The sequence below is a fragment of the Aeromicrobium jepli genome (assembly GCF_047246605.1).
Lineage (GTDB): Bacteria > Actinomycetota > Actinomycetes > Propionibacteriales > Nocardioidaceae > Aeromicrobium.
This window is the reverse complement of sequence record NZ_JBFOKO010000001.1, coordinates 730,434-756,917: the sequence shown is the minus strand read 5'-3', so window position 1 is coordinate 756,917 and position 26,484 is coordinate 730,434. Positions and strand designations below refer to the sequence as shown.

The following is a 26,484-nucleotide window of genomic DNA, read 5'->3' as shown; positions in this document are numbered from 1 at the left end:
CTTCAGAGTCGCCGGGGTACTGATAAAAATTCGTCGACTTTTGACACACTGTTGAGTTCTCAAGGATCAGACGCACATCTCAGGCTTCACCGTTCCCGGGTCGGCCCTCGAGGCTCATCCACTTTACATCGCCGTTTTCATCCGGGTCAAACCCGGTTCGGTTACGATGTGCCCTCCGTTGTCAGCGATCAGTTTCCGGACCTCCGAGGAGCTCCTGGCGTTGATCGTTCCGGTTTCGGGCTGTTCCCCCGCCGTGCGGAGCAACAAGAAGTACATTACACACACATCTCGCGAGGCTCCAAATCGGGGTCGGGGTGCCCTGCGTCACATGCTGGAACGACGGGCAAATCAGGCCGTCCGGACGCCCGAGACGGCTCGCTTGCCCTTGCGGAGCACGCTCCAGCCCCCGGCCAGCCGGTGCTCCGCACCGAGCACGAGCTCGGGGTCCTCGACCCGCTGGTTGTTCACGTACGCGCCGCCGTCGGCGATCGCGCGGCGCGCGGCCGACTTCGACTCGGCCAGGCCGGAGGCGATGAGGGCGTCGACGATCGTCGTCCCCTCGGTCACGTCCACGGCGCCGGCCTCGCGCAGCGCGGCCGCCAGCGTCGACTCGGGCAGGTCGCCCAGCTCGCCTCGACCAAACAGCGCGGTCGACGCGAGCTCGGCCGCCTTGGTCTCGGCCTCGCCGTGCACCAGCGTCGTGAGCTCGGCGGCAAGGCGACGCTGCGCCGCCCGGGCCCCCGGTCGCTCGGCGTGCTCGGCCATGAGCGCGTCGATCTCGTCGACGGCGATGAACGTGAACTGCTTGAGGTACTCCCCCACCTTGCTGTCCTCGGCCTGGATCCAGGACTGGTAGAAGGCGTACGGGCTCATGAGCTCGGGGTCGAGCCAGATCGTGCCGCTCTCGGTCTTGCCGAACTTCGTGCCGTCGGCCTTCGTGATGAGCGGCGTGGCGAGCGCGTGCACCCGGTCGCCGTCGGCGCGGCGGATGAGCTCCACTCCCCCGGTGAGGTTGCCCCACTGGTCGCTGCCACCCGTCTGCAGGACGGCGCCGTGGCGCCGGTGCAGCTCGAGGTAGTCCATCGACTGCAGCAGGATGTAGCTGAACTCGGTGTAGCTGATGCCCGACTCGAGCCGGCTCGCCACGACGTCACGCGCCAGCATCCGGTTGACCGGGAAGTGCTTGCCGATGTCGCGCAGGAAGTCGACCACGGACATCGGCTGCGTCCAGTCGAGGTTGTTGACCACGGTGGCGCCGTTGTCGCCGTCGAGCGAGACGAAGCGCGAGACCTGGCCGCGGATCCGCTCGACCCACTCGGCGACGGTCTCCTTGGAGTTCATCACGCGCTCGCCCGACTGCTTCGGGTCGCCGATGAGGCCCGTGGACCCGCCCACGAGGAGCAGCGGCCGGTGCCCGGCCAGCTGGAGGCGACGCGCGGTGAGCAGCTGCAGCAGGTTGCCCACGTGCAGGCTCGGCGCCGTCGGGTCGAAGCCCACGTAGTACGTGATCGGCCCCTCGTCCATCTCGGCGCGCAGGGCGTCGAGGTCGGTCGAGTGCGCGATCAGTCCGCGCGCCTGCAGGTCATCGATCACATGTGTGGTCACGTAAATCCCTTTCATCCGCCACGAGGGTAGCCTCACGCCACTTACGCTCCTGACCATGACCGAGCCCAGCTGGAGTCGAGCCGAGATCTACGTGAGGCCGGTGGACGGCGACGTCGCCGCCGGCCTGACCGCGGTGAGGCAGGCCCTGGCGGAGTACCGGGTCGCCGCGGGCACCGTCCTCGGGGAGCGCGAGGGAGCGCCCGACACCGTCGTCGTCCGGGTCGCGCTGGACGACCAGCTGCGGCTCGCCGCGTGGGAGGACGGCGGGCTCGTCCCCGGGCCGCAGTGGTCGCAGCTGGGCCAGCACCTCGCCCGGCGGGTCCCCGCCCGCGTCAGCTTCGACGCGCAGGTCATCATCCACCCCGACGGGCGCATCGACGACGCCCCAGAGGACGAGGACCTGACCGACCTCTTCGGCGAGGTCACCGACCGCACGATCGTCGTGTGCCGTGCGCGCGACGAGGTCATGGACGCGATGTTCGCCTCGTCGCTGGAGGGACGACGCAGCCTCGTCGTGAACGGCTGGCTGCTCGTCGAGATCGCCGGCCCCCGCAGTCGTGCCTTCTTCAGCGGCGACCTGACGCGCGAGCGCCGGCCGATGTTCGTCCTGCACGCCGCCGGCGACCACCGCGAGGTCGCCGTAACGCGCGGCGAGACGTGGAGCTCGGAGAGCTGGCGGGTCGTGTGCCCCGTGGGCGCCGAGGGCCTCGGACCGGACGACGAGCTCGTCTCCGCCCGCCCGGCGTTCGTCCACTACGAGACCCCCGAGAGCGGTCCGGACGAGGACACCGCCGCGGCGATGGAGTACGCCTCGACGTCACCGGGCTCGCTGCTGGAGTTCGCCGCCGGCCACCTGCAGTTCCCCGCCGTGGCGGCGCGCTGGGCGGTCGACCCGGACGCCGACGGCGGCGCGGCGCGACCGGTCCACCGCCCGAACGCGACCGAGCGCGTCAAGGACGCCTACACCGGCGAGCTGCCGGGCCGCGGCCCGTTCGCGCGGATGCGCAGGTTCTTCCGCCGCCACCCGGCGTGGTGGCTCGCCTACGGCGTCGCCGAGCTGGTCGTCGCGGCGCTCATGCTGCTGCCCGGCCTGGTCGACTCGCCCGTGCTGCGCTGGACGCTGTGCGCGGTGTGGGCGTGGGACGGCGGGACCAACACGGTCGCGGCCGCCACGACGCTGCGCCGGCGCGTCAGGGCTTGACGGCGATGACGGGCATCGGGGCGTCGAGCAGGATCATCTGCGTGACGCGGCCCATGAGCATCTTGCCGACCGGCGTGCGCTTGCGGATGCCGATCACGAGGCGGTCGGCGCCGGCCTCGACCGCCTGGTCGATGACCACGTCGGAGACCGACAGCGACGCGGCGCGGCGGATCTCGTAGTCGATGCCCTCGAGGTCGAACCGCTCGGTGAACTCGGAGAGGTCGATCTCCTCGGGCTCGTCGACCTCGGGGTCGATCTCGCTCACGGTGATGAGGATGAGCCTCTCGTCGTTCGCCTCGGCCTTGGCGGCGGCCCAGCGGACCGCTGCGCGGCCATAGTCGTCCGGACGGTACGCGACGGCGATGGTCATGAGCCGAGCGTAGCGCGAGGCGGACGCGGGAATGGCGGCAGCGCCGCGAGCGTTCTGCATGATCGTGAACACGTCTGCTGCCCGTCCCGTCAAGGTCGACATCTGGTCCGACATCGCCTGCCCCTGGTGCTTCGTGGGCAAGCGCCGCTTCGAGCGCGCCGTCGCGAGCTGGGCCGGCGACGTCGAGGTCGAGTTCCACAGCTTCGAGCTGGCGCCGGACACCCCGGTCGACTTCGAGGGCAGCGAGGTCGACTTCCTCGCGCACCACAAGGGCATGGACCCCGCCCAGGTCGAGCAGATGCTGGGCCAGATGACCGAGCTGGCCGCCGCCGAGGGACTCGCCTACGACTTCGAGGCGCTGCGGCACACGAAGACGCTGCTGGCGCACCAGGCGCTGCACTTCGCGAAGGACCACGGCCTGCAGGCCGAGCTCAAGGAGCGCCTGCTGTCGGCGTACTTCGAGCAGGGGCGCCACGTCGGCCGCGTCGACGAGCTCGTCGAGCTGGGCGCCGAGGTCGGACTGGACGCCGGCGCCCTGCGCGCCGCGCTCGAGTCCGCGCAGTACGCCGACGCCGTCGAGGCCGACATCGCGCAGGCCCGCGCCTACGGCATCACGGGCGTCCCGTTCTTCGTGTTCGACGGCCGCCTGGGCGTCTCGGGAGCGCAGGACTCGAAGGTCTTCGAGCAGGTCCTCCAGCGCGCCGCCGACGAGGCCGAGGAGGCCTCGGCGTGACCGGGCCGTTCGAGGTCGTCGGCGAGGAGGCGCCCGTGTGCGTCGACGGCGTCTGCCAGCTGCCGGGCGAGCCGACCGACGAGGCGGACGCGACCGACCTCTAGGGTGCCGCCATGAGCACCACGGTCACGCGCACGCGCCGTCACGAGCTCGACCACCTGCGCGTCCTGGCGACGCTCGGCGTCATCTTGCTGCACGTCGCGGCGATCGTCGTGGTGGCGTTCAAGGACACCCGTCCCGACCTGCTCTCGCAGTTCAACCTCGGCAACCTCGCCAACACCGGCGGGCGGTTCGCGGTCAACTGCTTCTTCATGACGTCGGGCGCGCTGCTGCTCGATCCCGTGCGCCGGTTCGTGCTGCGGCCGCAGTTCCTGCGGGTGGCCCTGCCGACGCTGACGTGGATCGTCGTCTACACGCTGCTCAACATCGCCCTCAACGACAGCGGCCGCCCCGGCGTCCGCGGTGCCCTGAAGGACCCGCTGTCGCTCGAGCCGACCGAGCTGGTCCGGGCCCTGCTGGCCGGGCCCGCGGTCTACCACCTGTGGTTCGTCTACGTGCTGCTCGGCATCTACCTCATGGTTCCGCTGCTGCGGGCGCTGACCGACCGGCCCGAGCCCGAGCGGCAGCGGCTCCTGCTGTGGTTCCTGACGCTGTGGCTGGTCGCCGGGCTGCTGCCGCGGTGGGGCGCCTGGCTGCTCGGCGAGCGGTTCCCGGTGCTGTACGCGATGCCGCTGGAGGCGCTGCCCGTCGGCTACGTCGGCCTGTTCGTCCTGGGCTTCGCGATCAGCCACTACCGCGACCGGCTGCGCGTCCCGTCGCTCGGCTGGGCGGCGCTCGCCGCTGCCGGCTTCGTGTGGACCTTCACGGACGTGTGGTGGGCGGCGCGCGACGGCGAGTCCCGTGTCTTCGCCGCCTACGACAACCTGCTGCCGCCCGTGCTGATGCTGTCGATCGGCGTGTTCGGCTTCTTCGCGACCCGCGCGTGGGGCCCCGGCCCCGTGTGGCCGCTCGTGCTGCGCACCTCCGAGCTGAGCTTCCGGATCTACCTCGTGCACATCGCGGTGCTGCACACGCTGCGCGTCACGACGGACCTGGGCCCGCTGCTGTCCGAGCGTCCGCTCGTCGGCATCCCCGCGATGTTCACGGCCGTCGTCGTGATCTCGTGGGTCGTCTCGTGGCTGCTCGACCTGGTGAGGCCGCTGCGCCGCTGGGTCTGAGACCTTTCAGACGCCGTCGGAGTCCTCGTCGGGCTTGACCGCCAGCACGGGGCACGGCGCGTCGAGGATGACGCGCTGCGCCACGCTGCCCAGCAGCGCCTTGCCCACCGGGCTGCGATGCCGCACGCCGACCACGACGAGGCTGGCCGAGCGCTCGACGGCAGCGCGGACGACGCCCTCGGCCACGTCCCGCACGACGTCCTGCCGGACCTCGGCCTCGAGGCCGAGCGTCGCGAGCCGCTCGCGGACCTGCGCGATCTCGTCCTCGTGCGCGAACCGGTCGTCCACGAGGGCGTCGCCGCGGGTGTCGTTGACGACGAGCAGGTCCTCGCCGCGCAGCGTCGCCTGGGCGGCGCCGTGCGCGAGCGCGGCTCGTCCGTACCGGTCGGGGCTGTAGGCCACCACGATCGTCATGTCATGTCCTCTCAGATGTCGTCGCGGTCGGTGGCCGCCGCGCGGTCGAGCATGCGGTCGAGCTCGTCGGGCTCCTGGCCGCGCCGGCGCCAGCCCACGACCCCCATCACGACCGCGATGACGGCCATGAGGGCGTAGACCAGGACGGCCACGGGCTCGCTCCACAGCGTGCTCAGGTCGCCCTGCGAGATCGCCAGCGCGGTGGTCAGCTGCTCCTCCAGGCGCGGGCCCAGGATGACGCCGATGATGAGCGGCAGCACCGGCAGCCCGAAGCGGCGCATCGCGAAGCCCAGCAGGCCCAGCACCAGCAGGATCGCCAGGTCGAACGCCTGGAAGTTCACGCTGTAGGCGCCCAGGGCCGCGAAGAACAGGATGCCGGCGTACAGGTACGGGCGCGGGATCTGCAGCAGCTTCGCCCAGACCGGCGCCATCGGCAGGTTCAGCACGAGCAGCAGCGCGTTGGCGATGAACAGGCTGGCCAGCAGCGCCCACACCAGCTCGGGCTCGGCGTCCATCAGCTGCGGGCCGGGCTGGATGCCGTAGCTCTGGATCGCCAGCAGCATGACGGCGGCGGTCGCCGTGGTCGGCAGGCCGATCGCGAGCAGCGGGACGAGGGTGCCGGCGGCCGAGGCGTTGTTGGCCGCCTCGGGGCCGGCGACGCCCTCGATCGCGCCCTGCCCGAACTCCTCGGGGTGCTTCGTCAGGCGGCGCTCGGTGATGTACGACAGGAACGTCGGGACCTCCGCGCCGCCGGCCGGCAGTGCGCCGAACGGGAAGCCGTACGCGGTGCCGCGCAGCCACGGCTTCCACGAGCGCCCCCAGTCGGCCCGGCTCATCCACGGCTGCCCCACCGGGATGATCTCCAAGGGCCGCCGGCGCAGGTGCGCCGCGACCCACAGGGCCTCGCCGATCGCGAAGATCGCGACGGCCACGACCACGACGTCGATCCCGTCGGCCAGCTCCGGGCGGCCGAACGTGAGCCGTGCCTGGCCCGTCTGCGAGCCGACCAGCGCGATCGTGAGGCCGAGGAACAGCGAGATGAAGCCGCGCAGCTTGGACGAGCCGAGCACCGCCGTGACGGTGAACAGCGCGAACAGCATGATCGCGAAGTAGGAGGGGGCGCCGAGCTTCACGACGACGTCCGCGACGCTCGGCATCAGGACGACGAGCAGCACCGAGCCGATCGTGCCCGCGACGAACGAGCCGATCGCGGCCGTGGCCAGGGCCTGCGCGGCTCGGCCGCGCTTGGCCATCTTGTTGCCCTCGAGCGCCGTCACGACCGAGGACGACTCCCCCGGCGTGTTGAGCAGGATCGAGGTCGTCGAGCCGCCGTACATGCCGCCGTAGTAGATGCCGGCGAACATGATGAGGGCGCCGGCGGGGTCGACGTTGTAGGTGATCGGCAGCAGCAGGGCCACCGTCATGGCCGGGCCGATGCCCGGCAGGACGCCGACGGCCGTGCCCAGCAGGACGCCGATGACGGCGTACAGCAGGTTCTCGGGGGTCAGCGCGTTCGCGAAGCCGTCCAGCAGCAGGTCCATCAGAGCACTCCGTCCAGGACGCCCGCAGGGATCGGGATGCCCAGGCCGACGTAGAAGCCGTACCAGGTCAGCAGGGACAGGGCGATCCCCACGCCGATGTCGAGCAGCAGGCGGCGGCTGCCCAGGATGCGGGCCGACGCCGCGAACAGGACGGCGCCCACGATGGCCCAGCCGAGCCAGTCGATCAGCGCGACCGCGACGACGATCACGGCGACGAGCTGCAGCAGCGTGTTCCAGTCGAGGCCGCCGCTGAGGTCGACGTCCTCGCCCTCCTCGGGCTGGGCCACGTCGCCGCGCCACGTGGCGACGGCGAGCAGGACGCCCAGCACGACGAGGACCGAGCCGATCGCGTACGAGAACGCGTACGGCTGGACGGGCTGGTCGGCGAAGCCCGGGTCGAGGCCGAGCGCGTCGACCAGGACGACGATCCCGACGAGGGTGACGAAGGCGGCCAGCCCGTACTGGGCGCGATCCACCGTGCGTGACGGGGTGACGGGGGTGGTGGTCATGCGAGTCCCAGCTCCTCGAGGGTCGAGGCGACGCGCTCGTTCTGCTCCTCGAGGAAGGTGCCGAACTCGTCGCCCGTGGTGAAGTCGTCGATCCAGCCGTTGCGCTCGAGCGCCTCGCGCCACTCCGGCGTGTCGTGCATCTCGGTGAGCAGCTCGATGTACTCCTCGCGGGTCTGCTCGGAGATGCCCGGCGGGGCCAGCACGCCGCGCCAGTTGATGAAGCTGAAGTCGATGCCCTCCTCCTTCAGGGTGGGGGCGTCGACGGTCTCCAGGCGCTCGTCGCCCGAGACGGCGAGCACGCGCAGCGAGCCGTCCTCGATCTGGCCCTCGAACTCGCCCAGGCCCGACATGCCGACGTCGATCTTGGCGCCGAGCAGCGCCGTCGTGAGCGGTCCGCCGCCGTCGTACGTGATGTAGTTGACGTCCTTCGCGTCGATGCCGAGCTCGTCGGCGAGCTGCATCGGGAACAGGTGGTCGGGGCCGCCCGGGGACGAGCCGCCGCCGATCGAGACGCTGCCCGGGTCCTTCCGCCACGCCTCGACGAAGTCCTGCACCGTGCGGAACGGCGAGTCCTCCGGCACGAGGATGCCCTCGGGCTCGGAGACCAGCTGCGCGATCGGCGTGGCCTTGTCGACCGTGGCGTCCGAGCCGTTCGTGAAGACCGAGCCGACCACGCCCAGGCCCATGGTCATCAGCAGGTCGTCGGCGCCGCGCTCGTTCATGAGCCGCTGCATGGCGACCGTGCCGCCGGCGCCGATGACGTTCGTGACCTCGAAGCGGCCGGTGAGCTCGTTCTGCTCCATCGCGCGGACGCCGGCCCGGCCCGTGAGGTCGTAGCCGCCGCCGGGGCTGTTCGGGATCATCATCCGCAGCCGCCGGTTGGCCGCGTCCTCGTCGTCCCGGGTCACCCCGCAGCCAGCGAGCATCGCCAGCGCGAGCGCCAGCACGACGCCGACACCGAGCATGCGGCCGCGTCGGCCGCTCGTTCCCCACGTGATCATCGATCCTCCTCGCTCTGCCCCCGATCATGCAGTCGCCTGTGGCGTGGGTCACGATTGCGGAACCAAAGGAGGTTCTGGTCATTGTGGTCACGCGCACGGGCATCGGCAGGCGCCGGCTGACGCTGGCGGGACAGGTGCTGCTGCTGCAGCTCGCCGTCGTCGCGGCCGTGCTGCTGGTGGTGGCGGTCATCTCGTTCCGGCAGAGCACCGCGGCCTTCACGGACGAGCGCGGCAGCGCGATGCGGTCCGTCGCCGAGTACCTCGCCGGCGGCGAGGTCGTCCGGACCGCGATCGACGACCCCTCCGCCACCCGGACGCTGGCCCCGTTCGTGGAGCGCGCGGTCGCGCTGTCGGGGGCGACCGACGTGCTGGTCACGGACCCCGACGGGGTCGTGATCGCCTCGGCCGAGCCCTCGGAGGTCGGCTCGAGGCTCGACCTCGGCGACAGTCGCGTGCGCGAGGGGCGCGGCTGGAGCGGTGACGTCGAGCGGGACGGCGGACGCTTCGTGACGGCTCACGCGCCGGTGATCGGCGACGACGGCACGCTCGTCGGCATCGCCGTCGCCGAGCAGGCCTACCCGTCGTGGTGGGACCGGATCGCCGACTCCTCGACCGACCTCGCGCCCTACCTCGGGCTCGGTGCGCTGCTCGGCGGCCTGGGCACGTGGGCGGTGTCGCGCCTGCTGAAGCGCCGCACGCGCGGTCTCGCGGCCGACGAGATCGCGACGCTGGCCGACCACCGGTACGCGCTCCTGCACAGCATCCGCGAGGGCGTCGTCGCCGTGGACAACGCCGGGGTCGTGACCGTGATGAACGATGCGGCCCGCCGCCTGCTCGGCGTCTCGGAGGACCCGGTCGGCCGGCCACTGGACGCGCTGGGGCTCGACGCCGAGCTGACCGCCGTGATCGCGGGCGACGCCGAGACCCGCGACGCCGTCGTGCTGACCGGCGACCGCGTGCTGGTGGTGAACCGGCGCGCCGCCTCGAGCCGGGGCCTGGGCATCGGCGGCGTCACGACGATGCGCGACCGGACGGACGTCGTCGAGGTCGAGCAGCAGCTCAGCTCGAACCTCTCGATCACCGACGCGCTGCGCGCCCAGACGCACGAGTTCGACAACCGCCTGCACACGATCTCGGGCCTCGTGGAGCTCGGCGAGTACGACGAGCTGGCCAGCCTGCTGGGCACGCTCACGCGCGAGCGCGCCGTGCTCGACGCGAGCCTGCGCGACGCCGTGCGCGATCCCGCCGTCGCCGCGCTGCTCGCCGCGAAGGTCAGCCAGGCCGTGGAGGCGGGACTGACCCTGCGCATCGACGAGGGCTCCCGGGTCCCCGCGCTCGCGCCGGACCTCGCCGCCGACGTCACCACGGTGCTGGGCAACCTCGTGGACAACGCGATCGACGCGTGCCGCGGCGGCGCCGGGCACGAGGTCGCCGTCCGGCTGGACGACGCCGGTGGCACGATCGAGATCGTGGTGAGCGACGACGGACCCGGGGTGCCCGGCGAGATCGGCCGATCGATCTTCGCGCGCGGGTTCTCGACCAAGCCGGAGGTCCTGGGCGGCCGCGGCATCGGCCTGCCGCTCGTGCGGCTCATCGCCACGCGCCGCGGTGGCTCGGCGACCCTCGAGGACGGTGGCCCCGGCGCGACGTTCCGCGTCAGGCTCCCGATGGGCGGCACCGCGTGATCCGCGTCCTCGTCGTGGACGACGACTTCATGGTCGCGCGCATCCACGAGCGCTTCGTCGAGCGGACGGAGGGCTTCACCGTCGTCGGCACTGCGGGCACGGGCGCCGACGCGCTCGCGGCCGTCGCGGACCTCGCCCCCGACCTCGTGCTGCTGGACGTCCACCTGCCCGACATGGACGGCATCGAGGTGCTAAGGTCGCTGCGCGCGTCCGGGCACGGAGTCGGCGTGATCATGGTGACCGCCGACCGAGACGCCGACATCGTCCGGGCCGCCCTGCTGGGCGGCGCCCAGCAGTACCTCGTGAAGCCGTTCGAGTACCCCGCGCTGGCCGAGCGGCTGCGCGCCGTGGCCCGGTCGCTCAAGGCCCTGCGCACGGAGACCGAGCCCGACCAGTCCGCCATCGACCGGGCGTTCGGCGGCGGCGCGCCGGGCGCCGAGCCGCTGCCGAAGGGCCTGAGCGTCGAGACGGCGGCCTCGCTGCTGGCCGCCCTGGAGGGCGCCGGCGAGGTGTCGGCGGCCGAGGCCGCGGACCTCGTGGGGCTCTCGCGGGTCAGCGCCCGCCGCTACCTCGAGCACTTCGTGACCGCGGGACGCGCGACGGTGCGCCTGCGGTACGGCAGCGCCGGGCGCCCCGAGCGGCGCTACCTGCTGGGCTGAGCGGCCCCGGCCTTCGGGTGCCGGCGGTAGGCCGAGACCGTGGGGTCGTCCTCGACCCAGAACCGCCACGGCACGTCGGCGTTGAGCCGCACGCCGACGCGCGGCCCGGCCACGATCCGCGGCGTCTCGACCCGCTCGCCCAGGAAGACCGGCACCGGGTCGAGCAGCTCGGTGCCGAGGTCGGCGCTCGTGATGCCGAGCGCCTTCGTCAGGTTGCCGGGGCCGCGGGCCAGCGCGTGCTCGGCCACGGCCCCGCGCCGCTCGTACGCGAGCTCGTGGCCCTCGACGATCTCGCCGGCCCGGATCAGCACCGCCGCCGCCTGCTCGGTGGGCCCCGTGACGACGTTCGCGGCGTGGTGTCCGTGGATCCGGTAGACGTACAGACGCCACGGCGGGCCGTACATGATCTCGGAACGCGGCGTGCGCGTGAAGGCGTGGGAGGCCGGGTCCTCGATGCCGCCGTACGCCTCCACCTCGGTGATCCGCGCGACGACGCCGTGCCCGTGCAGCAGGCGCCCCAGCAGGTCGCGGGCGCGCTCGGTCACGTCGGTCATGGTCCCCATGACTACCACGCCACGCCCACGCACCTGTCCGGGCGACGGTGGGTGGTGTATATGTGAGGCAAGTCACTCACTTCGTCTCAGGAGTCCCCTTGCGTCCCCTCATCACCCGTTCCCTCGCGGCCGCCACGAGCGCGCTGCTCTCCGCCGGGCTCGTCTCGGCCTCGTCGGCCCACGCAGCCCCGCCGGCCCCCACCGGCGAGCACTACGTCGCCCTGGGCGACTCCTTCGTCTCCGGCCCCGGCATCGCGCCCCAGCGGCCCGAGGTGCCCCAGTGCGCCCGCAGCGAGAAGAACTTCGTGAGCCTCGTCGCCGCCGCGATCGAGGCCGACTCGTTCACCGACGCCAGCTGCGGCGGCGCCCAGACCAAGGACTGGACGACCTCGCAGAGCGCGGGCGTCCCGCCGCAGTTCGACGCCCTCGAGCCCGACACGACGCTCGTCACGCTCGGCACGATGGGCGGCAACGACGTGGGCCTCGTGAGCCTGGCGCAGACGTGCCTCGTCCAGGGCTGCAGCACGATCCCGCCCGAGCCCATGCAGGCGCGGATCGACGCCCTCGCCGACGTCTACCGCGACGCCATCGCGGAGGTCCGCACGCGCTCGCCCAAGGCCAAGATCGTGGCCGTGGGCTACGGCACCTACGTCCCGTACGAGACGTGCTCGGCGCTGCTCAACGCGACCAATGCCGACCTGGTGTACCTGCAGGGCATGATCGACCGCCTCAGCGACACGATCGGCGCCGTCGCCAAGCAGGAGAAGATCGCGTTCGTCGACATGCGCGACATCGCCGGCTGGCGCGAGCACACCGCGTGCGCGGCTCCGGAGGACCAGTGGGTCCGTGGCCTGAACGGCTACAACGACGGCATCACGCTGCACCCGTCGACGGCCGGCATGGCGCAGATGGCGACCCAGGCGCTCAAGGTCATCGAGCCGCTCGTCGCGCCGGCCCCGACGCCCACCACCCCGGCGCCGGCCCCGAAGCCGACCTCGGAGCAGCGGGTCAAGGCGGCCGCGAAGACGCTCAAGCTGCGCGCCGTCTGCGCCGGGCCGCGCTCGAGCCGCAAGGTCACGCTGCGCGTCACGGGCGGCAACGGACTCGTCAAGGCCGTCAGCTTCAGCGTCGGCCGCACGTGGCTCGTCGTCGACCGGAAGGCTCCCTTCACGGTCACCCGCAAGGCCTCGACCCTGCGCTCGAAGCAGGCCCGCGGGCCGGTGACGGCCAAGGTCGGCCTGCGGCACGGGAAGGCCACCCGGCTGGTCCGGCTGTCCGCCCAGCGCCCGTCCTGCCTCCGGTGAGACCAGCACGGCTCGGGGACGCGGGGAGCGTCTCCGAGCCGTGCTCCCCCGGGCGGGCCGGCGCCCCCTAGGCTGGCGCGCATGCCCGAGATCGTCGCGCCCGTCGACCTGGCCGTCGGCCGTCGGCTCAACCCCGCCGCGGTCGGCTGGAGCCGCCGCCCCCTGCACCGCACGGCGCTGCCGTGGACGGGCCGGGTCAAGCGCTGGGAGTACTGGGGCATCGTCACCCGCCGCTTCGTGCTGGGCCTGACGATCGCCGACCTCGACTACGCGAACCTCACCCAGATCTACGCGTACGACCGGCTGCTCGACCGCGAGGTCACCGCCGACACGTCGAGGCCCGGCCCGTTGCGGCCCGGCCTCTCGGACGACCTGCCGCCGATCACGGCCACCAGCGGACCGCTGACCTTCGCCGACCACGGCCGGGGCACGCGGATCGTCGTCGAGCACGAGCGGGTCCGCGTGGCGCTCGAGGCCGTCGGCGGCGACGACGCACTCGGCGTCGTCGTGCCGTGGAGCCGGCGGCGCTTCCAGTACACGCTCAAGGACCCGGCCCGCCCCGTCACGGGCACGATCGAGGTCGACGGCGAGCGCGAGGCCGTCCTGGCCGGCTGGGGCGTCCTCGACCGCGGCCGCGGCGTGTGGCCCTACCGCAAGACGTGGAACTGGGCCGCCGGCAGCGGCGACGCCTCCGGACGGGTGCTCGGGCTGCAGCTGGGCGGCAAGTGGACCGACGGCACCGGCGCCACCGAGAACGCCCTCGTCGTCGACGGCCGCCTGCACCACTGGGACGACGACCTCACGTGGGACTACGACCTCGACGACCCGGCCTCGACGTGGACTGTCACCGGCCCGGACGTCGAGGCCGTCCTGACGCCGTTCCACCGCCGGGTCGCGTCGACCCAGCTGGGCGTCATCGCCGCGCGGACGTACCAGGCGTTCGGGCGCTGGTCCGGCTGGGCGCGCACGACCCGCGGCCGCGAGTACCGCCTCGACGGCCTCGTGGGGTGGGCCGAGCAGGCCCACAACCGCTGGTGATCAGAGGCGGGAGCGCAGCTCGGCCAGCTGCTCGGTGACCCGGGTCAGCGCCGTGCCGCCGCGGCCGTCGCGCGAGCCGATCGAGCCGCCGACGGTGAGCACCTCGCGCACTCCCCCGTCCTCGGACGCGCCGGCCAGGTGCGGCGAGATCTCGGCGAAGTCCTCGTCGGACAGGTCCCACAGCTCGATGCCGCGCTCCTCGCACACGCGCACGCACGCGCCGGACAGCTCGTGCGCGATGCGGAACGGCACGCCGCGGCGGACGAGCCACTCGGCGACGTCGGTGGCCAGCGCGAAGCCCTGCGGCGCGAGCTCGGCCATGCGCCGCGTGTTGAACTCGAGCGTCGCCACCATGCCGGTGAAGGCCGGCAGCAGGACCTCGAGCGTGTCGATCGAGTCGAAGACCGGCTCCTTGTCCTCCTGCAGGTCGCGGTTGTACGCCAGCGGCAGCGCCTTGAGCGTCGCGAGCAGGCCGGACAGGTTGCCGATCAGGCGGCCGGCCTTGCCGCGCGCCAGCTCCGCGATGTCCGGGTTCTTCTTCTGCGGCATGATGCTCGACCCGGTGGAGTACCCGTCGTGCAGCGTGACGAAGTCGAACTCCTTCGTGTTCCAGATGATGACCTCCTCGGCGAGCCGGGAGACGTCGACGCCGATCTGCGCGGTCACGAAGGCGAACTCCGCGACGAAGTCGCGCGCGGCCGTGCCGTCGATCGAGTTGGCCGCCGAGCCCGTGAAGCCGAGCTCCGCCGCGACCGCCTCGGGATCGAGTCCGAGGGAGGAGCCGGCCAGCGCGCCGGAGCCGTACGGCGACTCCGAGCCCACGCGGGCGTCCCACTCGCGCAGCCGGTCGAGGTCGCGCACGAGCGGCCACGCGTGGGCCAGCAGGTGATGCGACAGCAGGACGGGCTGGGCGTGCTGCAGGTGCGTGCGGCCCGGCATCGGCGCGCCGAGGTGGCGCTCGGCCTGGCCGGCGATCGCCTCGACGAGCTCGCGCACGAGCGAGGCGATCTGGCGGGCGTGGTCGCGCAGGTAGGCGCGGAACAGCGTGGCGACCTGGTCGTTGCGGGACCGGCCGGCGCGCAGGCGGCCACCGAGGTCGGGGCCGAGGCGCTCCATGAGGCCGCGCTCGAGCGCGGAGTGGACGTCCTCGTCGCCCGGCTCGGGACGGAACGCGCCCGAGCGGACGTCGCCGTCGAGCGCCGCGATGCCCTCGAGCATGCCGGCCAGGTCGTCGTCCGTGAGCAGCCCGGCGGCGTGCAGCACGCGGGCGTGCGCCCGCGAGCCCGCCAGGTCGTACGGCGCGAGGCGCCAGTCGAAGTGCGTCGAGCGCGAGAGCTCGGTCAGCTCGGGCGAGGGTCCGCCGGCGAACCGGCCGCCCCACAGCCGCGAGTCGGCGGCCTCGACGTCGGTGGAGCCGGGCACGGCGGGCGTCAGGTCGGGAGTGTCAGTCATCGGTGGGCACCTTACGGGCGAGGGAGGTGAGGTGGGCGGCGAGGGCCTCGCCGCCGGCCGGGTCGCGGGCGATCAGCATGACCGTGTCGTCGCCGGCGATCGTGCCGAGCGTCTCGCTCATCTGGACGTGGTCGATCGCGGAGGCCAGGAACTGGGCCGCTCCGGGCGGCGTGCGCAGGACCACGAGGTTCGCCGAGCCCTGCGCCGACACGAGCAGCTCGCGCAGCAGGCGCTGCAGCCGGTTCTGCGCCGCGGACGAGTCCGCCGCGGCGCGCGCGCTGCGGTCGCCGCCCTCCCCCGGCACGGCGTACACGAGGGCACCGTCGCCCTGGCGGACGCGGACGGCGTCGAGCTCGTCGAGGTCGCGCGACACGGTCGAGATCGTCGCCGTGACCCCGCGCTCGCGCAGTAGCTCGACGAGCTCGCCCTGCGAGCGCACGTCGAACGAGCCGAGCAGGTCGACGATGAGCTGCTGGCGCGCGGTCTTCGTGCCGGGGGTCATCGTCCGCCCCGGTGATCGAGTGGCGACGAGCTTGCGAGGCGCTGTATCGAGATCACGTGTGGTCTCGATAGACGCCGCTCGTGGTCTCGATACACGGCTCGTTCCTCGCCGCACTCGACCACCGGGGGCGGCGAGCAGGCGAGGCGGCCGGAGGTCACGACCGCTCCAGCAGCCAGGCGAGGATCGCCTTCTGGGCGTGGACGCGGTTCTCGGCCTCGTCCCACACGACCGACTGCGGGCCGTCGATGACCTCCTCGGCGATCTCCAGGCCGCGGTAGGCGGGCAGGCAGTGCAGCACGATCGCGTCGGGCGCGGCCTTCGCCATGAGGTCGGCGGTCACCGAGTAGTCGCCGAACAGCGCGACGCGCTCGGCCTTCTCGTCCTCCTGGCCCATCGAGACCCACGTGTCGGTGATGACGACGTCGGCACCCGCGACCGTCGCGCCGGGGTCGGCCACGACCGTGACCGAGCCGCCGGTCGTGGCGGCGATGCGCTCGGCGTCGTTGACGATCTCGGTGTCGGGCCAGTAGCCCTGCGGGGCGCCGATGCGCACGTGCATGCCCGCGGTGGCGCCGCCGACCAGGTACGAGTGCGCCATGTTGTTGGCGCCGTCACCGACGTACGCGACGGTCAGGCCCGCGAGCGAGCCCTTGTGCTCGATGACCGTCAGCCAGTCCGCGAGGATCTGGCACGGGTGGAAGTCGTCCGACAGCGCGTTCACGACCGGCACGCCGGCGTGCTCGGCCATCTGCTCGAGTCCCGCCTGGGCGTACGTGCGCCACACGATCGCGCTGGCCATGCGGCCGAAGACGCGCGCCGTGTCGGCGATCGGCTCGCCGCGGCCGACCTGCGTGACGCCGGAGTCCATCACGACGGGGTTGCCCCCGAGGTCGGCGATGCCGACGGCGAACGAGACCCGAGTCCGGGTCGAGGACTTGTCGAACAGCACGACGACCGACTGCGGGCCCGCGAGCGGGCGGCGCGAGTACGGCTCGGCCTTGAGCTCGGCGGCGAGCGCCAGCACCTCGGCCTGCTCGGCCGGGCTCAGGTCGTCGTCGCGCAGGAAGTGCCTCGTCATGCCAGCACCTCGTCCAGGATCGCGCCGAGCGTGGAGACGGCGTGGGCGGCCTCGTCCTCGGTCAGGACGAGGGGCGGCGCGAGCCGCAGGCGGTCGGGCGTGGGCGCGTTGAGGATGAGGCCCGCATCGAGCGCGGCCGTCTGCACCTCGGCGGCGCGGGGCTCGGTGAGCACGACGCCGCGCAGCAGGCCCCGCCCGGTGACGGTCTCGACGCGCTGGTGCGCCGACAGGCCGTCGGCGAGCTGGTCGCCGCGGGCTCTCGTCGCGGCCAGCAGGCCCTCGGACTCGATCGTGCGCAGGACCGCGAGGCCCGCCGCCGTGGCGACGGGGTTGCCGCCGAAGGTCGTGCCGTGGTTGCCCGGGCCGAGCAGCGAGCCGGCCTCGCCGAGCGCGACGCACGCGCCGATCGGGATGCCACCGCCGAGGCCCTTGGCCAGCGTGACGAGGTCGGGGCGCACGCCGGACGGCGTGTGGCCGAACCAGTCGCCCGTGCGGCCGACGCCGGTCTGGACCTCGTCGAGCCACAGCAGCGCGCCGTGGGCCGAGGTGATGCGGCGCGCGGCCGCGAGGTAGTCGTCCGGCGGGACGACGACGCCGGCCTCGCCCTGGATGGGCTCGAGGATGACGGCGGCCACCGTCTCGTCGACGGCCTCCTCGAGGGCCGCGGCATCGCCGTAGGGCACCCAGCGGACGTCGCCCGGCAGCGGCTCGAACGGCTCACGGTAGGCGGCCTTCGACGTCAGTGCGAGCGCGCCCATCGTCCGGCCGTGGAACGAGCCCTGCGCCGCCACGATCGTGGTGCGGCCGGTGCGCCGCGTGGCCTTGAAGGCGGCCTCGTTGGCCTCGGTGCCGGAGTTCGCGAAGAACACGCGGCCGTCGCCGCCGAGCAGCTCCACCAGCCTCTCGGCCAGCTCGATCTGCGGCGCCGACGCGAAGAAGTTGCTGATGTGGCCCAGCGACTGCAGCTGCGACGTGACCGCGTCGACGATCGCCGGGTGACCGTGGCCGAGCACGTTCACGGCGATGCCGCCGAGCAGGTCGAGGTACGTGTTGCCGTCGGCGTCCCACACGTGCGAGCCCTCGCCGCGCACGAGCACGCGCTGCGGGTCGCCGAACGTGTTCATCACGGCGCCGCGGTAGCGCTCGGTCCACTCGGCGCCGCCGAGCCGGGGCTCGCGGCCGTGGATGACGACTCCCTCGGGCACGTTCACGACTGCTCCTTCGCGCTGGTCTTGTACAGGGCGGTGCGGATCTTGGTCCTCGCGCCGGCCAGCACCTGGGTGCCGACGCCCTCGTCGGTGAAGATCTCCAGCAGCACCGAGTGCGGCTCGCGGCCGTCGACCACGGTGGCGCGCTTGACGCCGCCCTTCACGGCGTCGAGGCACGCGGTCATCTTGGGGATCATGCCGCTGGCCAGCTCGGGCAGGATCGCCTCGAGCGACTCGGGGCTGATCTCGCCGATGACGTCGGAGCTGTTCGGCCAGTCGGCGTAGAGGCCCTCGACGTCGGTCAGCACGAGCAGCTTCTCGGCGCCGAGCGCGACCGCGAGCGCGGAGGCCGCCGTGTCGGCGTTGACGTTGAGCACCTGGCCCTCGGCGTCGGGCGCCACGGTCGAGACGACCGGGATGCGGCCCGCCTCGATGAGGTCGATGACGGCCTCGGGGCGCACGCCGACGACCTCGCCCACCAGGCCCACGTCGACGGGCTCGCCGTCGACGACCGGCCGCGTGCGCTCGGCGCGGAACAGGCCGCCGTCCTCACCGGACAGGCCCACGGCGAGGTCGCCGTGCTGGTTGAGCAGGCCCACCAGCTCGGGGCCGACCTGACCCTTGAGCACCATGCGGACGACGTCGACCGCCTCGGGCGTCGTGACGCGCAGGCCGCCGCGGAACTCGGACTCGATCTGCAGGCGGTCGAGCATCGCGCTGATCTGCGGGCCGCCGCCGTGCACCACGACGGGCTTGAAGCCGGCCAGGCGCAGGAACACGATGTCCTCGGCGAACGCGCGCTTGAGCGTGTCGTCGGTCATGGCGTTGCCGCCGTACTTCACCACGACGATCTTGCCGTGGTACGCCTTCAGCCACGGCAGCGCCTGGGCCAGCGTGGCGGCCTTCGTGGTCGCCTCGGCCCAGGCCTCGGGCGCCCATTCGGTCAGTGGGTTGTCGCTCATGTGCTTCCTCAGGTCGAGTAGGCGGAGTTCTCGTGGACGTACGCGTGCGTCAGGTCGTTGGTCCAGATCGTGGCGCTCTGGTCGCCGGCCTTGAGGTCGATCGTGACGCTCACCTGCCGCGGCTCAAGGTCGACCAGGTCGATCGACTCGCCCACGCCGGACCCGCGGCAGACCCAGACGTCGTTGACGGCGACGTCGAGGTCGAGCGGGTCGAACTGCGCGGACGTGGTGCCCACCGAGGCGAGGATGCGGCCCCAGTTGGGGTCCTTGCCGTAGATCGCCGTCTTGAACAGGTTGCTGCGCGCGACCGAGCGGCCGACCTCGAGGGCGTCGGCCTCGCTCGCGGCGCTGACGGTCGTGATCGCGATCTCGTGGTCGGCGCCCTCGGCGTCGGCGAGCAGCTGCAGCGCGAGGTCGTGGCAGACCTTGGTGAGCGCCTCGGTGAACTCGCCCGCGTCGGGCACGACGCCCGAGGCGCCGGAGGCCATCACCAGCACGGTGTCGTTCGTGGACTGGCAGCCGTCGGAGTCGAGGCGGTCGAAGGTCCGCGACGTCGCGGCCCGCAGGGCGCCGTCCAGGGTCGACGCGTCCACGTCGGCGTCGGTCGTGATGACGACGAGCATCGTGGCGAGCGCGGGTGCCAGCATGCCGGCGCCCTTCGCCATGCCGCCGACGACCCAGCCGTCGCCGGAGACCGTGGCCTGCTTGTCGACCGTGTCGGTCGTCATGATCGCCGTGGCGGCGTCGTGACCGCCCTCGGGCGAGAGCGCCTCGACCGCGGCGTCGACGCCCGCGAGGACCTTGCCCTCGTCGAGCAGGCGACCGATGAGGCCCGTGGAGCACACCTGGACGTCGATCGCGCCGACGCCGATGAGCTCGGCGACACGCTCGGCCGTGCGGTGCGTGGCCGCGAATCCCTCGGGGCCCGTGTAGCAGTTGGCGCCGCCGGAGTTGAGCACGATCGCGCGGGCCGTGCCGCCCTTGATCGCCTGCTCGCTCCACAGCACGGGGTGCGCCTTGCAGCGGTTGGAGGTGAACACCGCCGCCGCCGCGGCCGACGGGCCGTCGTTGACGACGAGCGAGATGTCGGGCTTGCCCGAGTCCTTGAGGCCGGCGGTCACGCCGGCCGCCCGGAAGCCCCGGGCTGCGGTGACGCTCATGGCGCGACTCCGATCGTGGTGAGTCCGGTGGTCTCGGGCAGGCCGAGCGCGAGGTTCATCGACTGGATCGCGCCGCCCGCCGTGCCCTTGACGAGGTTGTCGATCGCCGTGACCGTGACGAGCCGGTTCGCCCGCTCGTCGACGGCGACCTGCACGTGCGCGACGTTCGCGCCCAGCGTGGCGGCGGTCGTGGGCCACTGGCCCTCGGGCAGCAGCCGGATGAACGGCTCGTCGCCGTACGCCTTCTCGTAGACGGCGCGCGCGGCGGTCGCGTCGACGCCCTCGGCGAGCCGTGCGGTGGCCGTGGCGAGGATGCCGCGGGCCATCGGCACGAGCGTGGGCGTGAACGAGATCGTCACGCCGTCCGCGCCCGCGTGGCGCAGGTTCTGGGCGATCTCGGGGATGTGCCGGTGCGTGCCGCCGACGCCGTACGGCGAGGCGGAGCCCAGGCCCTCGGCGGCCAGCAGGTGCGGCTTGAGCGCCTTGCCCGCGCCGGAGAAGCCGTTGGCCAGCACCGCGACGAGGTCCGTCGGCTCGACGATCCCGGCGGCGACGGCGGGCTGCAGGCCCAGCGTCACGGCCGTGACGTTGCAGCCGGGCACCGCGATGCGCCGGGCGCCCGGCAGCGCGTCGCGCTGACGGCCGTCGCCCGTGATGAGCTCGGGCAGGCCGTACGGCCACGTGCCGGCGTGCTCGCCGCCGTAGTAGTCCGCCCAGTCCGCGGCGCTCTCGAGCCGGTGGTCGGCCCCGCAGTCGATGACGAGGACGTCCTCGGGCAGCTGCGCGGCGACCTCGCCCGACGCGCCGTGCGGCAGCGCGAGGAACACCACGTCGTGGCCCGCGAGGGTCTCGGGCGTGGTCTCGGCGACGACGCGGTCGGCCAGCGGCACGAGGTGCGGCTGGTGCTCGCCGAAGCGCGTGCCCGCCGTGGACGCCGCGGTCAGCGCCCCGATCTCGATCTCGGGATGCTGCAGCAGCAGCCGCAGCACCTCTCCCCCGGCGTATCCCGTGGCGCCGGTGACAGCAGCCTTGATCATCGCGATCAGTCCGTCCCGAACTCCATGGCGGCGGCCTCGAGCGCGATCTCCTCGTCGCCCTCGATCGACGGGTTGGCCTCGATCCGCATCGCTCCGCCCGCCGGCAGGTCGCCGAAGAGCGTGCCGTTCTCGACCAGGACCTGGCCCTGGTCGAGCGGCTGCGACGCGTACATCTCGAGCTTGGCCCGCGAGTCGGCGATGTCGAGGTTGCGCATCGTGAGCTGGCCGATCCGGTCGGTGGGACCGAAGGCCGCGTTCTCGGTGCGCTCCATCGAGAGCTTGTCCGGGTGGTACGAGAAGTTCGAGCCCTGCGTGTCGAGGATCGAGTAGTCGTCGCCGCGACGCAGCCGCAGCGTGACCGAGCCGCTGACGAGCGAGGCGATCCAGCGCTGGATGGACTCGCGCAGCATCATCGCCTGCGGGTCGAGCCAGCGGCCCTCGTACATGAGCCGGCCCAGGCGGCGGCCGTGCTGGTGGTAGTTCGCGATCGTGTCCTCGTTGTGGACCGCGTTGACGAGCCGCTCGTAGGCGATCCACAGCAGCGCCATGCCCGGCGCCTCGTAGATGCCGCGACTCTTGGCCTCGATGATGCGGTTCTCGATCTGGTCGGACATGCCCAGTCCGTGCCGGCCGCCGATCGCGTTGGCCTCGTGGACGAGCGCGACCGGGTCGTCGAACCGGGTCCCGTTGATCGCGACGGGACGACCCTCCTCGAAGGAGATCGTCACGTCCTCGGCGTCGATGTCGACGGACGGGTCCCAGAACTTCACGCCCATGATCGGGTCGACGGTCTCGAGCGACGTGTCGAGGTGCTCGAGGGTCTTGGCCTCGTGCGTCGCGCCCCAGATGTTCGCGTCGGTGGAGTACGCCTTCTCCTGGCTGTCGCGGTACGGCAGGCCGTGCTCGACGAGCCACTGGCTCATCTCGGCGCGGCCGCCCAGCTCGTGGACGAAGTCGGCGTCGAGCCACGGCTTGTAGATGCGCAGCTCGGGGTTGGCCAGCAGGCCGTAGCGGTAGAACCGCTCGATGTCGTTGCCCTTGAACGTCGAGCCGTCGCCCCAGATGTTGACGCCGTCCTCGTGCATCGCGCGCACCAGCAGCGTGCCGGTGACGGCACGGCCGAGCGGCGTCGTGTTGAAGTACGTGCGGCCGGCCGAGCGGATGTGGAAGGCGCCGCACGCCAGCGCGGCCAGGCCCTCGTCGACGAGGGGGCGCTTGCAGTCGATGGCGCGGGCCAGCTCGGCGCCGTACTCCATCGCGCGGCCGGGCACGCCGGAGATGTCCGGCTCGTCGTACTGGCCGAGGTCGGCCGTGTAGGTGCAGGGGACGGCGCCCTTGTCGCGCATCCAGGCGACGGCGACGGACGTGTCGAGACCGCCGGAGAACGCGATGCCGACGCGCTCGCCGACGGGCAGACTGGTGAGGACCTTGGACATGGTGAACATTCTTGCATGAGGCTGCAAGAGTTTGCACAGCGGGTCCGGGTGGTGGGTGGCTCGCGAGGAAGCGACGGCGTGTCGAGACCACCACGTGATCTCGATACACCGTCTCGCTGCGCTCGCCGGCACTCGATCACCGGATGCTGGCACCGGCGGTCGAGCGCCGGGCGCCCCCCATCGGTGGTCGAGTGCTCGCGAGGAACGAGCGGCGTATCGAGACCACCACGTCACGTGATCTCGATACGCCGTCTCGCTGCGCTCGCCGGCACTCGATCACCGGATGCTGGCACCGGCGGTCGAGCGCCGGGCGCCCGGCACCGGCGGTCGAGCGCCGGGGCCGGGCGGGGGCCCTCAGATGAGGGTGTCCGTCAGGTGGTTGGGCGTGCCGAAGCGGTGCGCGGTGATGCTGACGGCCTGCTCCCGCACGAACGGCAGCAGCTCGACGCGGCCGGCCTCCGTGGGGCGGTGCGCGTAGATCGCCAGGTCCGGCTTGCCGCCCGTGCCCCGCGCGACGGCCGAACGGTCGCCGCCGACGAGCCGGATGCGCGCGTCCTTGAGGCGCGAGACCCGGGCCAGCCACGTCGCGTCGTCCTCGCGGCAGAACGCGGCGCCGGCGCCCCGCAGGGCCGTGCGGATCGCGTCCGGGACCTCGAAGGCCGAGGACACGTCGAGCGTGCCACCCGCCAGCAGGCCGGCGCCGATGACGCGCAGGCCGTCGGCCAGGGACGCCTCCCCCGCGAGGCGGACGTGCACGGGCGTCGGCACGTACCGCAGCACGTTGCGCTCGGCCGCGAGTCCCGAGACGTCACGCGCGGTGCCGAACTCCTCGCGCCACGCGGCGGCGTCGCTGCTGAACGAGCGCTCCAGGTACTCGACCTCGGCCGTCGGCAGGTGCGCGTCGCGGGCGGCCTGCAGCAGGCGCTCGGCCCGCGCGTCGAGGCGCTCCACGGCGGTCGAGCGCTCCGGCGCCCACTCGCCGAGGCCGAACAGGTAGTGCGGGCCACCGGCCTTCGTGCCCGCGCCGACCGACGACTTCTTCCAGCCGCCGAACGGCTGGCGCCGGACGATCGCGCCCGTCGTGCCGCGGTTGACGTAGAGGTTGCCCGCCTGGACCTTGCGCAGCCACAGGTCGATCTCCTCGGGGTCGAGGGCGTGCAGGCCGGCGGTCAGGCCGTAGTCGACCGCGTTCTGCAGCGCGACGGCCTCCTCGAGCGTCTCGGCGGTCATGATGCCCATCACGGGACCGAAGTACTCGGTCAGGTGCGTCGTCGAGCCCGGCCGCACGCCCCTGCGGATGCCGGGCGACCAGACGCGGCCCGCGTCGTCGAGACGGCGCGGCTCGACGAGCCACTCCTCCCCCGCGTCGAGCGTCGTGAGGCCCCGGAGCAGCTTGCCCTGCGCGGGCTCGATGAGCGGGCCCATCTGGGTCTGCGGATCCTCGGGCATGCCGACCGTGAGCGACGTGACGGCGTCCACGAGCTGCTCGCGGAAGCGGCGCGAGCGCGCCACCGAGCCGACGAGGATCACGAGCGAGGAGGCCGAGCACTTCTGGCCCGCGTGCCCGAAGGCCGAGGAGGCGATGTCCTTGGCGGCGAGGTCGAAGTCCGCCGAGGGCGTCACGACGATCGCGTTCTTGCCACTCGTCTCGGCCAGCAGCGGCAGGTCGGGACGGAAGCTGCGGAACAGCTCCGCCGTCTCGTACGCGCCCGTCAGGATGAGCCGGTCGACGCGCGGGTCGGACACGAGCCGCTGCCCGAGGTCGGACTCCTCGACGTGCACGAGGTGCAGGACGTCGCGCGGGACGCCCGCCTCCCACAGCGCCTCCACCATCACCGAGCCGCAGCGCGCGGCCTGCGGCGCCGGCTTGATGACGACGGCCGAGCCGGCGGCCAGCGCCGCGAGCGTCGAGCCGGCCGGGATCGCGACCGGGAAGTTCCACGGCGGCGTCACGACGGTGAGCCGCGACGGCACGAACGAGGCGCCGTCGACGGATCCCAGCTCGCGGGCCAGGTGCGCGTAGTAGCGCGCGAAGTCGATCGCCTCGGAGACCTCGGGATCGCCCTGGTCGAGCGTCTTGCCGGCCTCGGAGGCCATGACCTCGAGCAGCTCGGCGCGGCGCTCCTCCAGCCGGTGCGCGACCCGCTCGAGGATCTCGGCCCGCTCGGCGGCGGGGCGCAGGCCCCACGCGTTGCCGGCCGACACGGCGGTCGAGAGCACCGACTCGAGCGCGTCGGCGTCCGTCAGCGTGTGGGCGGCGACGAGGTCGTTCCCGAGCGTCGAGGTCGGCACGGCGGCCAGGATCGCGCGGCCCCAGCGACGGTTGGCCGGCAGCGACGGGTCGGTGTCGGGCGTGTTCGCGAACGGCGCGCCCGGCGCGATCTCGGCGACCGGCTCGAGGCGGTTCTGCGTGCGGTTCGGCGCCGGGACGGAGTCGTCGAGCTCGGCGAGCGACGCCAGGAAGCGGCCCTTCTCGCGCTCGAACAGCTCGTGGTTGTCGTTGAGCTCGAAGACCGCCGACATGAAGTTGTCGTGGCTCGCGCCCTCCTCGAGGCGGCGGATCAGGTACGCGATCGCGACGTCGAAGTCCTTCGGGTGGACGACCGGCGTGTACAGGAGCAGGCCGCCGACCTCGCGTCGCACGACCTCGGCCTGGCTCTGCGCCATGCCGAGCAGCATCTCGATCTCCATGCCGTCGCGGACGCCGCGCTGCCCGGCCAGGAGCCACGCCCACGCGAGGTCGAACAGGTTGTGGCCGGCGACGCCGATGCGGACGTTGCCGATCCGCTCGGGGTCGAGCGCGTAGTTCAGGACGCGCTTGTAGTTCGTGTCCGACTCCTGCTTGGTCGACCACGTCGCGAGCGGCCAGCCGTGGAGGTCGGCGTCGACGCGCTCCATGGGCAGGTTCGCGCCCTTGACGACGCGCACCTTGATGCCGGCGCCGCCGCGGGCCCGGCGCGCGGCGGCCCACTCCTGCAGCTGGATCATGGCGCGCATCGAGTCCGGCAGGTACGCCTGCAGGACGATGCCGGCCTCGAGCTGCTCCAGGCCCGGGGTCTCCAGGATGCGCGTGAAGACCGCGATCGTCAGGTCGAGGTCGTGGTACTCCTCCATGTCGAGGTTGATGAACTTCGGCGTCGGCGCCGCGGCCGCGCGCCGGTACAGCGGCAGCAGGTTCTCGGCGACGTGCTCGACGGCCTCGTCGAACGCCCACGGCGAGTGCGGCGGCACGGTCGAGGACACCTTGATCGAGACGTAGTCCACGTCGGGACGCGCGAGCAGGTCGTGGGTGCCCTGCAGGCGGCGCGCGGCCTCGCGCTCGCCGAGGACGGCCTCGCCGAGCAGGTTGATGTTGAGCCGGACGCCGTCGCGGCGGATCTTGGCGATGCTCGGGCCGAGGCGGCTCTCGGTCGCGTCGACGATGAGGTGGCCGACGAGCGAGCGCAGGGCGCGGCGCACGACCGGGATGACGAGGCGCGGCACGAAGCGCCCCGCCAGCGCGCCGAGCCGGACCGCGGTGCGCAGGTGCCACGGCAGGAAGCCCGGCACGTCCGAGGCGAGCGCGGCGAAGTTGCGCGCGGCGACCCGCGGGTCCTCCGGGCGGATGACGCCGTCGATGAAGCCCACGGTGAAGTCGAGGCCCTTCGGGTCCTTGAGCAGCCCCGCGAGCTGCGCGCCGGCCTTGTCGGCGGGCACCTTCGCGGACTCCTCGCGCCAGTGGCGCACGAGCGCCACGGCGTCGTCGGCCAACGGGGCCGCCGGCGCGGGGTCCTGGGTCACCTGGTCGATCACGGTGCTTGCCTTCCGGAGCGGGGGAA

At 72.8% G+C, this 26,484-nt stretch carries 23 protein-coding genes; 7 read left to right on the top strand and 16 right to left on the bottom strand.

What is annotated here, in order from left to right; all coding sequences use genetic code 11:
* Positions 1-348 precede the first annotated feature (348 nt).
* Positions 349-1,620 carry a tyrosine--tRNA ligase gene (tyrS, locus tag AB3M81_RS03700; protein ID WP_412902550.1) on the bottom strand — a complete coding sequence of 424 codons (1,272 nt, stop codon included), beginning with the start codon at positions 1,618-1,620 and terminating at the stop codon, positions 349-351.
* Positions 1,621-1,660: 40 nt separating this feature from the next.
* Here tyrS and AB3M81_RS03695 point away from each other — a divergent pair, with 40 nt between their 5' ends.
* Positions 1,661-2,806 (top strand): hypothetical protein, encoded by a 1,146-nt coding sequence (locus AB3M81_RS03695; protein WP_412902549.1) that lies wholly within the window; start codon positions 1,661-1,663, stop codon positions 2,804-2,806.
* Here AB3M81_RS03695 and AB3M81_RS03690 read toward each other — a convergent pair.
* Positions 2,796-3,176, bottom strand: a complete 381-nt coding sequence (locus AB3M81_RS03690; RefSeq protein WP_412902548.1) for a universal stress protein — start codon at positions 3,174-3,176, stop codon at positions 2,796-2,798. The genes AB3M81_RS03695 and AB3M81_RS03690 overlap by 11 nt on opposite strands.
* A gap of 58 nt (positions 3,177-3,234) precedes the next feature.
* On the opposite strand from AB3M81_RS03690, the gene AB3M81_RS03685 reads away from it, so the two are divergent.
* Together AB3M81_RS03685 and AB3M81_RS03680 are read left to right on the top strand one after the other, a co-directional pair.
* Positions 3,235-3,909: a DsbA family oxidoreductase gene (locus tag AB3M81_RS03685; RefSeq protein WP_412902547.1), complete on the top strand. Its 675-nt coding sequence runs from the start codon at positions 3,235-3,237 to the stop codon at positions 3,907-3,909.
* A 113-nt stretch (positions 3,910-4,022) separates the two neighbouring features.
* The gene (locus AB3M81_RS03680; protein ID WP_412902546.1) at positions 4,023-5,126 is read left to right on the top strand and encodes an acyltransferase; all 1,104 of its coding nucleotides are present in this window, start codon (positions 4,023-4,025) and stop codon (positions 5,124-5,126) included.
* 6 nt (positions 5,127-5,132) lie between these two features.
* Here AB3M81_RS03680 and AB3M81_RS03675 read toward each other — a convergent pair whose 3' ends face one another.
* Genes AB3M81_RS03675 through AB3M81_RS03660 form a run of 4 tightly spaced genes read right to left on the bottom strand, consistent with a single transcriptional unit; the run spans position 5,133 to position 8,591 of the window.
* Positions 5,133-5,540, bottom strand: a complete 408-nt coding sequence (locus AB3M81_RS03675; protein ID WP_412902545.1) for a universal stress protein — start codon at positions 5,538-5,540, stop codon at positions 5,133-5,135.
* Positions 5,541-5,551: 11 nt separating this feature from the next.
* Complete coding sequence (locus AB3M81_RS03670) at positions 5,552-7,081, bottom strand: tripartite tricarboxylate transporter permease (RefSeq protein WP_412902544.1); 1,530 nt, start codon at positions 7,079-7,081, stop codon at positions 5,552-5,554.
* Positions 7,081-7,590 (bottom strand): tripartite tricarboxylate transporter TctB family protein, encoded by a 510-nt coding sequence (locus AB3M81_RS03665; RefSeq protein ID WP_412902543.1) that lies wholly within the window; start codon positions 7,588-7,590, stop codon positions 7,081-7,083. The genes AB3M81_RS03670 and AB3M81_RS03665 overlap by 1 nt, the downstream gene beginning before the upstream one ends.
* A complete protein-coding gene (locus tag AB3M81_RS03660) occupies positions 7,587-8,591 on the bottom strand; it encodes a Bug family tripartite tricarboxylate transporter substrate binding protein (RefSeq protein ID WP_412902542.1) in 1,005 nt (334 codons plus the stop codon). The genes AB3M81_RS03665 and AB3M81_RS03660 overlap by 4 nt, the downstream gene beginning before the upstream one ends.
* Positions 8,592-8,674: 83 nt before the next feature.
* Here AB3M81_RS03660 and AB3M81_RS03655 point away from each other — a divergent pair, with 83 nt between their 5' ends.
* Positions 8,675-10,276, top strand: coding sequence for a sensor histidine kinase (locus AB3M81_RS03655; protein ID WP_412902541.1), 1,602 nt, complete (start codon positions 8,675-8,677; stop codon positions 10,274-10,276).
* Positions 10,273-10,935, top strand: coding sequence for a response regulator (locus tag AB3M81_RS03650; protein ID WP_412902540.1), 663 nt, complete (start codon positions 10,273-10,275; stop codon positions 10,933-10,935). Before AB3M81_RS03655 ends, AB3M81_RS03650 begins: the two co-directional genes overlap by 4 nt.
* Here AB3M81_RS03650 and AB3M81_RS03645 read toward each other — a convergent pair.
* A complete protein-coding gene (locus AB3M81_RS03645) occupies positions 10,920-11,489 on the bottom strand; it encodes a DNA-3-methyladenine glycosylase (protein WP_412902539.1) in 570 nt (189 codons plus the stop codon). The two genes, AB3M81_RS03650 and AB3M81_RS03645, sit on opposite strands and share 16 nt — an antisense overlap.
* 98 nt (positions 11,490-11,587) lie before the next feature.
* On the opposite strand from AB3M81_RS03645, the gene AB3M81_RS03640 reads away from it, so the two are divergent.
* Positions 11,588-12,793, top strand: a complete 1,206-nt coding sequence (locus tag AB3M81_RS03640; RefSeq protein ID WP_412902538.1) for an SGNH/GDSL hydrolase family protein — start codon at positions 11,588-11,590, stop codon at positions 12,791-12,793.
* A gap of 81 nt (positions 12,794-12,874) precedes the next feature.
* The gene (locus AB3M81_RS03635) at positions 12,875-13,831 is read left to right on the top strand and encodes a DUF2804 domain-containing protein (protein WP_412902537.1); all 957 of its coding nucleotides are present in this window, start codon (positions 12,875-12,877) and stop codon (positions 13,829-13,831) included.
* Here AB3M81_RS03635 and argH read toward each other — a convergent pair whose 3' ends face one another.
* The 9 genes from argH to AB3M81_RS03590 all read right to left on the bottom strand — a co-directional run bounded on the left by argH (position 13,832) and on the right by AB3M81_RS03590 (position 26,458).
* A complete protein-coding gene (argH, locus tag AB3M81_RS03630) occupies positions 13,832-15,283 on the bottom strand; it encodes an argininosuccinate lyase (protein ID WP_412902536.1) in 1,452 nt (483 codons plus the stop codon).
* The gene (locus AB3M81_RS03625) at positions 15,276-15,785 is read right to left on the bottom strand and encodes an arginine repressor (RefSeq protein WP_412902535.1); all 510 of its coding nucleotides are present in this window, start codon (positions 15,783-15,785) and stop codon (positions 15,276-15,278) included. The genes argH and AB3M81_RS03625 overlap by 8 nt, the downstream gene beginning before the upstream one ends.
* Positions 15,786-15,939: 154 nt before the next feature.
* Positions 15,940-16,863, bottom strand: coding sequence for an ornithine carbamoyltransferase (gene argF / locus AB3M81_RS03620; protein ID WP_412902534.1), 924 nt, complete (start codon positions 16,861-16,863; stop codon positions 15,940-15,942).
* Positions 16,860-18,068 (bottom strand): acetylornithine transaminase, encoded by a 1,209-nt coding sequence (locus AB3M81_RS03615; protein ID WP_412902565.1) that lies wholly within the window; start codon positions 18,066-18,068, stop codon positions 16,860-16,862. Before AB3M81_RS03615 ends, argF begins: the two co-directional genes overlap by 4 nt.
* Before the next feature lie 2 nt (positions 18,069-18,070).
* The gene (gene argB / locus AB3M81_RS03610) at positions 18,071-19,033 is read right to left on the bottom strand and encodes an acetylglutamate kinase (RefSeq protein WP_412902533.1); all 963 of its coding nucleotides are present in this window, start codon (positions 19,031-19,033) and stop codon (positions 18,071-18,073) included.
* A gap of 8 nt (positions 19,034-19,041) precedes the next feature.
* Positions 19,042-20,193 (bottom strand): bifunctional glutamate N-acetyltransferase/amino-acid acetyltransferase ArgJ, encoded by a 1,152-nt coding sequence (gene argJ, locus AB3M81_RS03605; RefSeq protein WP_412902532.1) that lies wholly within the window; start codon positions 20,191-20,193, stop codon positions 19,042-19,044.
* Positions 20,190-21,230 carry an N-acetyl-gamma-glutamyl-phosphate reductase gene (gene argC, locus AB3M81_RS03600; RefSeq protein WP_412902531.1) on the bottom strand — a complete coding sequence of 347 codons (1,041 nt, stop codon included), beginning with the start codon at positions 21,228-21,230 and terminating at the stop codon, positions 20,190-20,192. Before argC ends, argJ begins: the two co-directional genes overlap by 4 nt.
* A gap of 5 nt (positions 21,231-21,235) precedes the next feature.
* Positions 21,236-22,666, bottom strand: coding sequence for an argininosuccinate synthase (gene argG, locus AB3M81_RS03595; RefSeq protein WP_412902530.1), 1,431 nt, complete (start codon positions 22,664-22,666; stop codon positions 21,236-21,238).
* Between the two features lie 354 nt (positions 22,667-23,020).
* The gene (locus tag AB3M81_RS03590; protein ID WP_412902529.1) at positions 23,021-26,458 is read right to left on the bottom strand and encodes a proline dehydrogenase family protein; all 3,438 of its coding nucleotides are present in this window, start codon (positions 26,456-26,458) and stop codon (positions 23,021-23,023) included.
* Positions 26,459-26,484 lie beyond the last annotated feature (26 nt).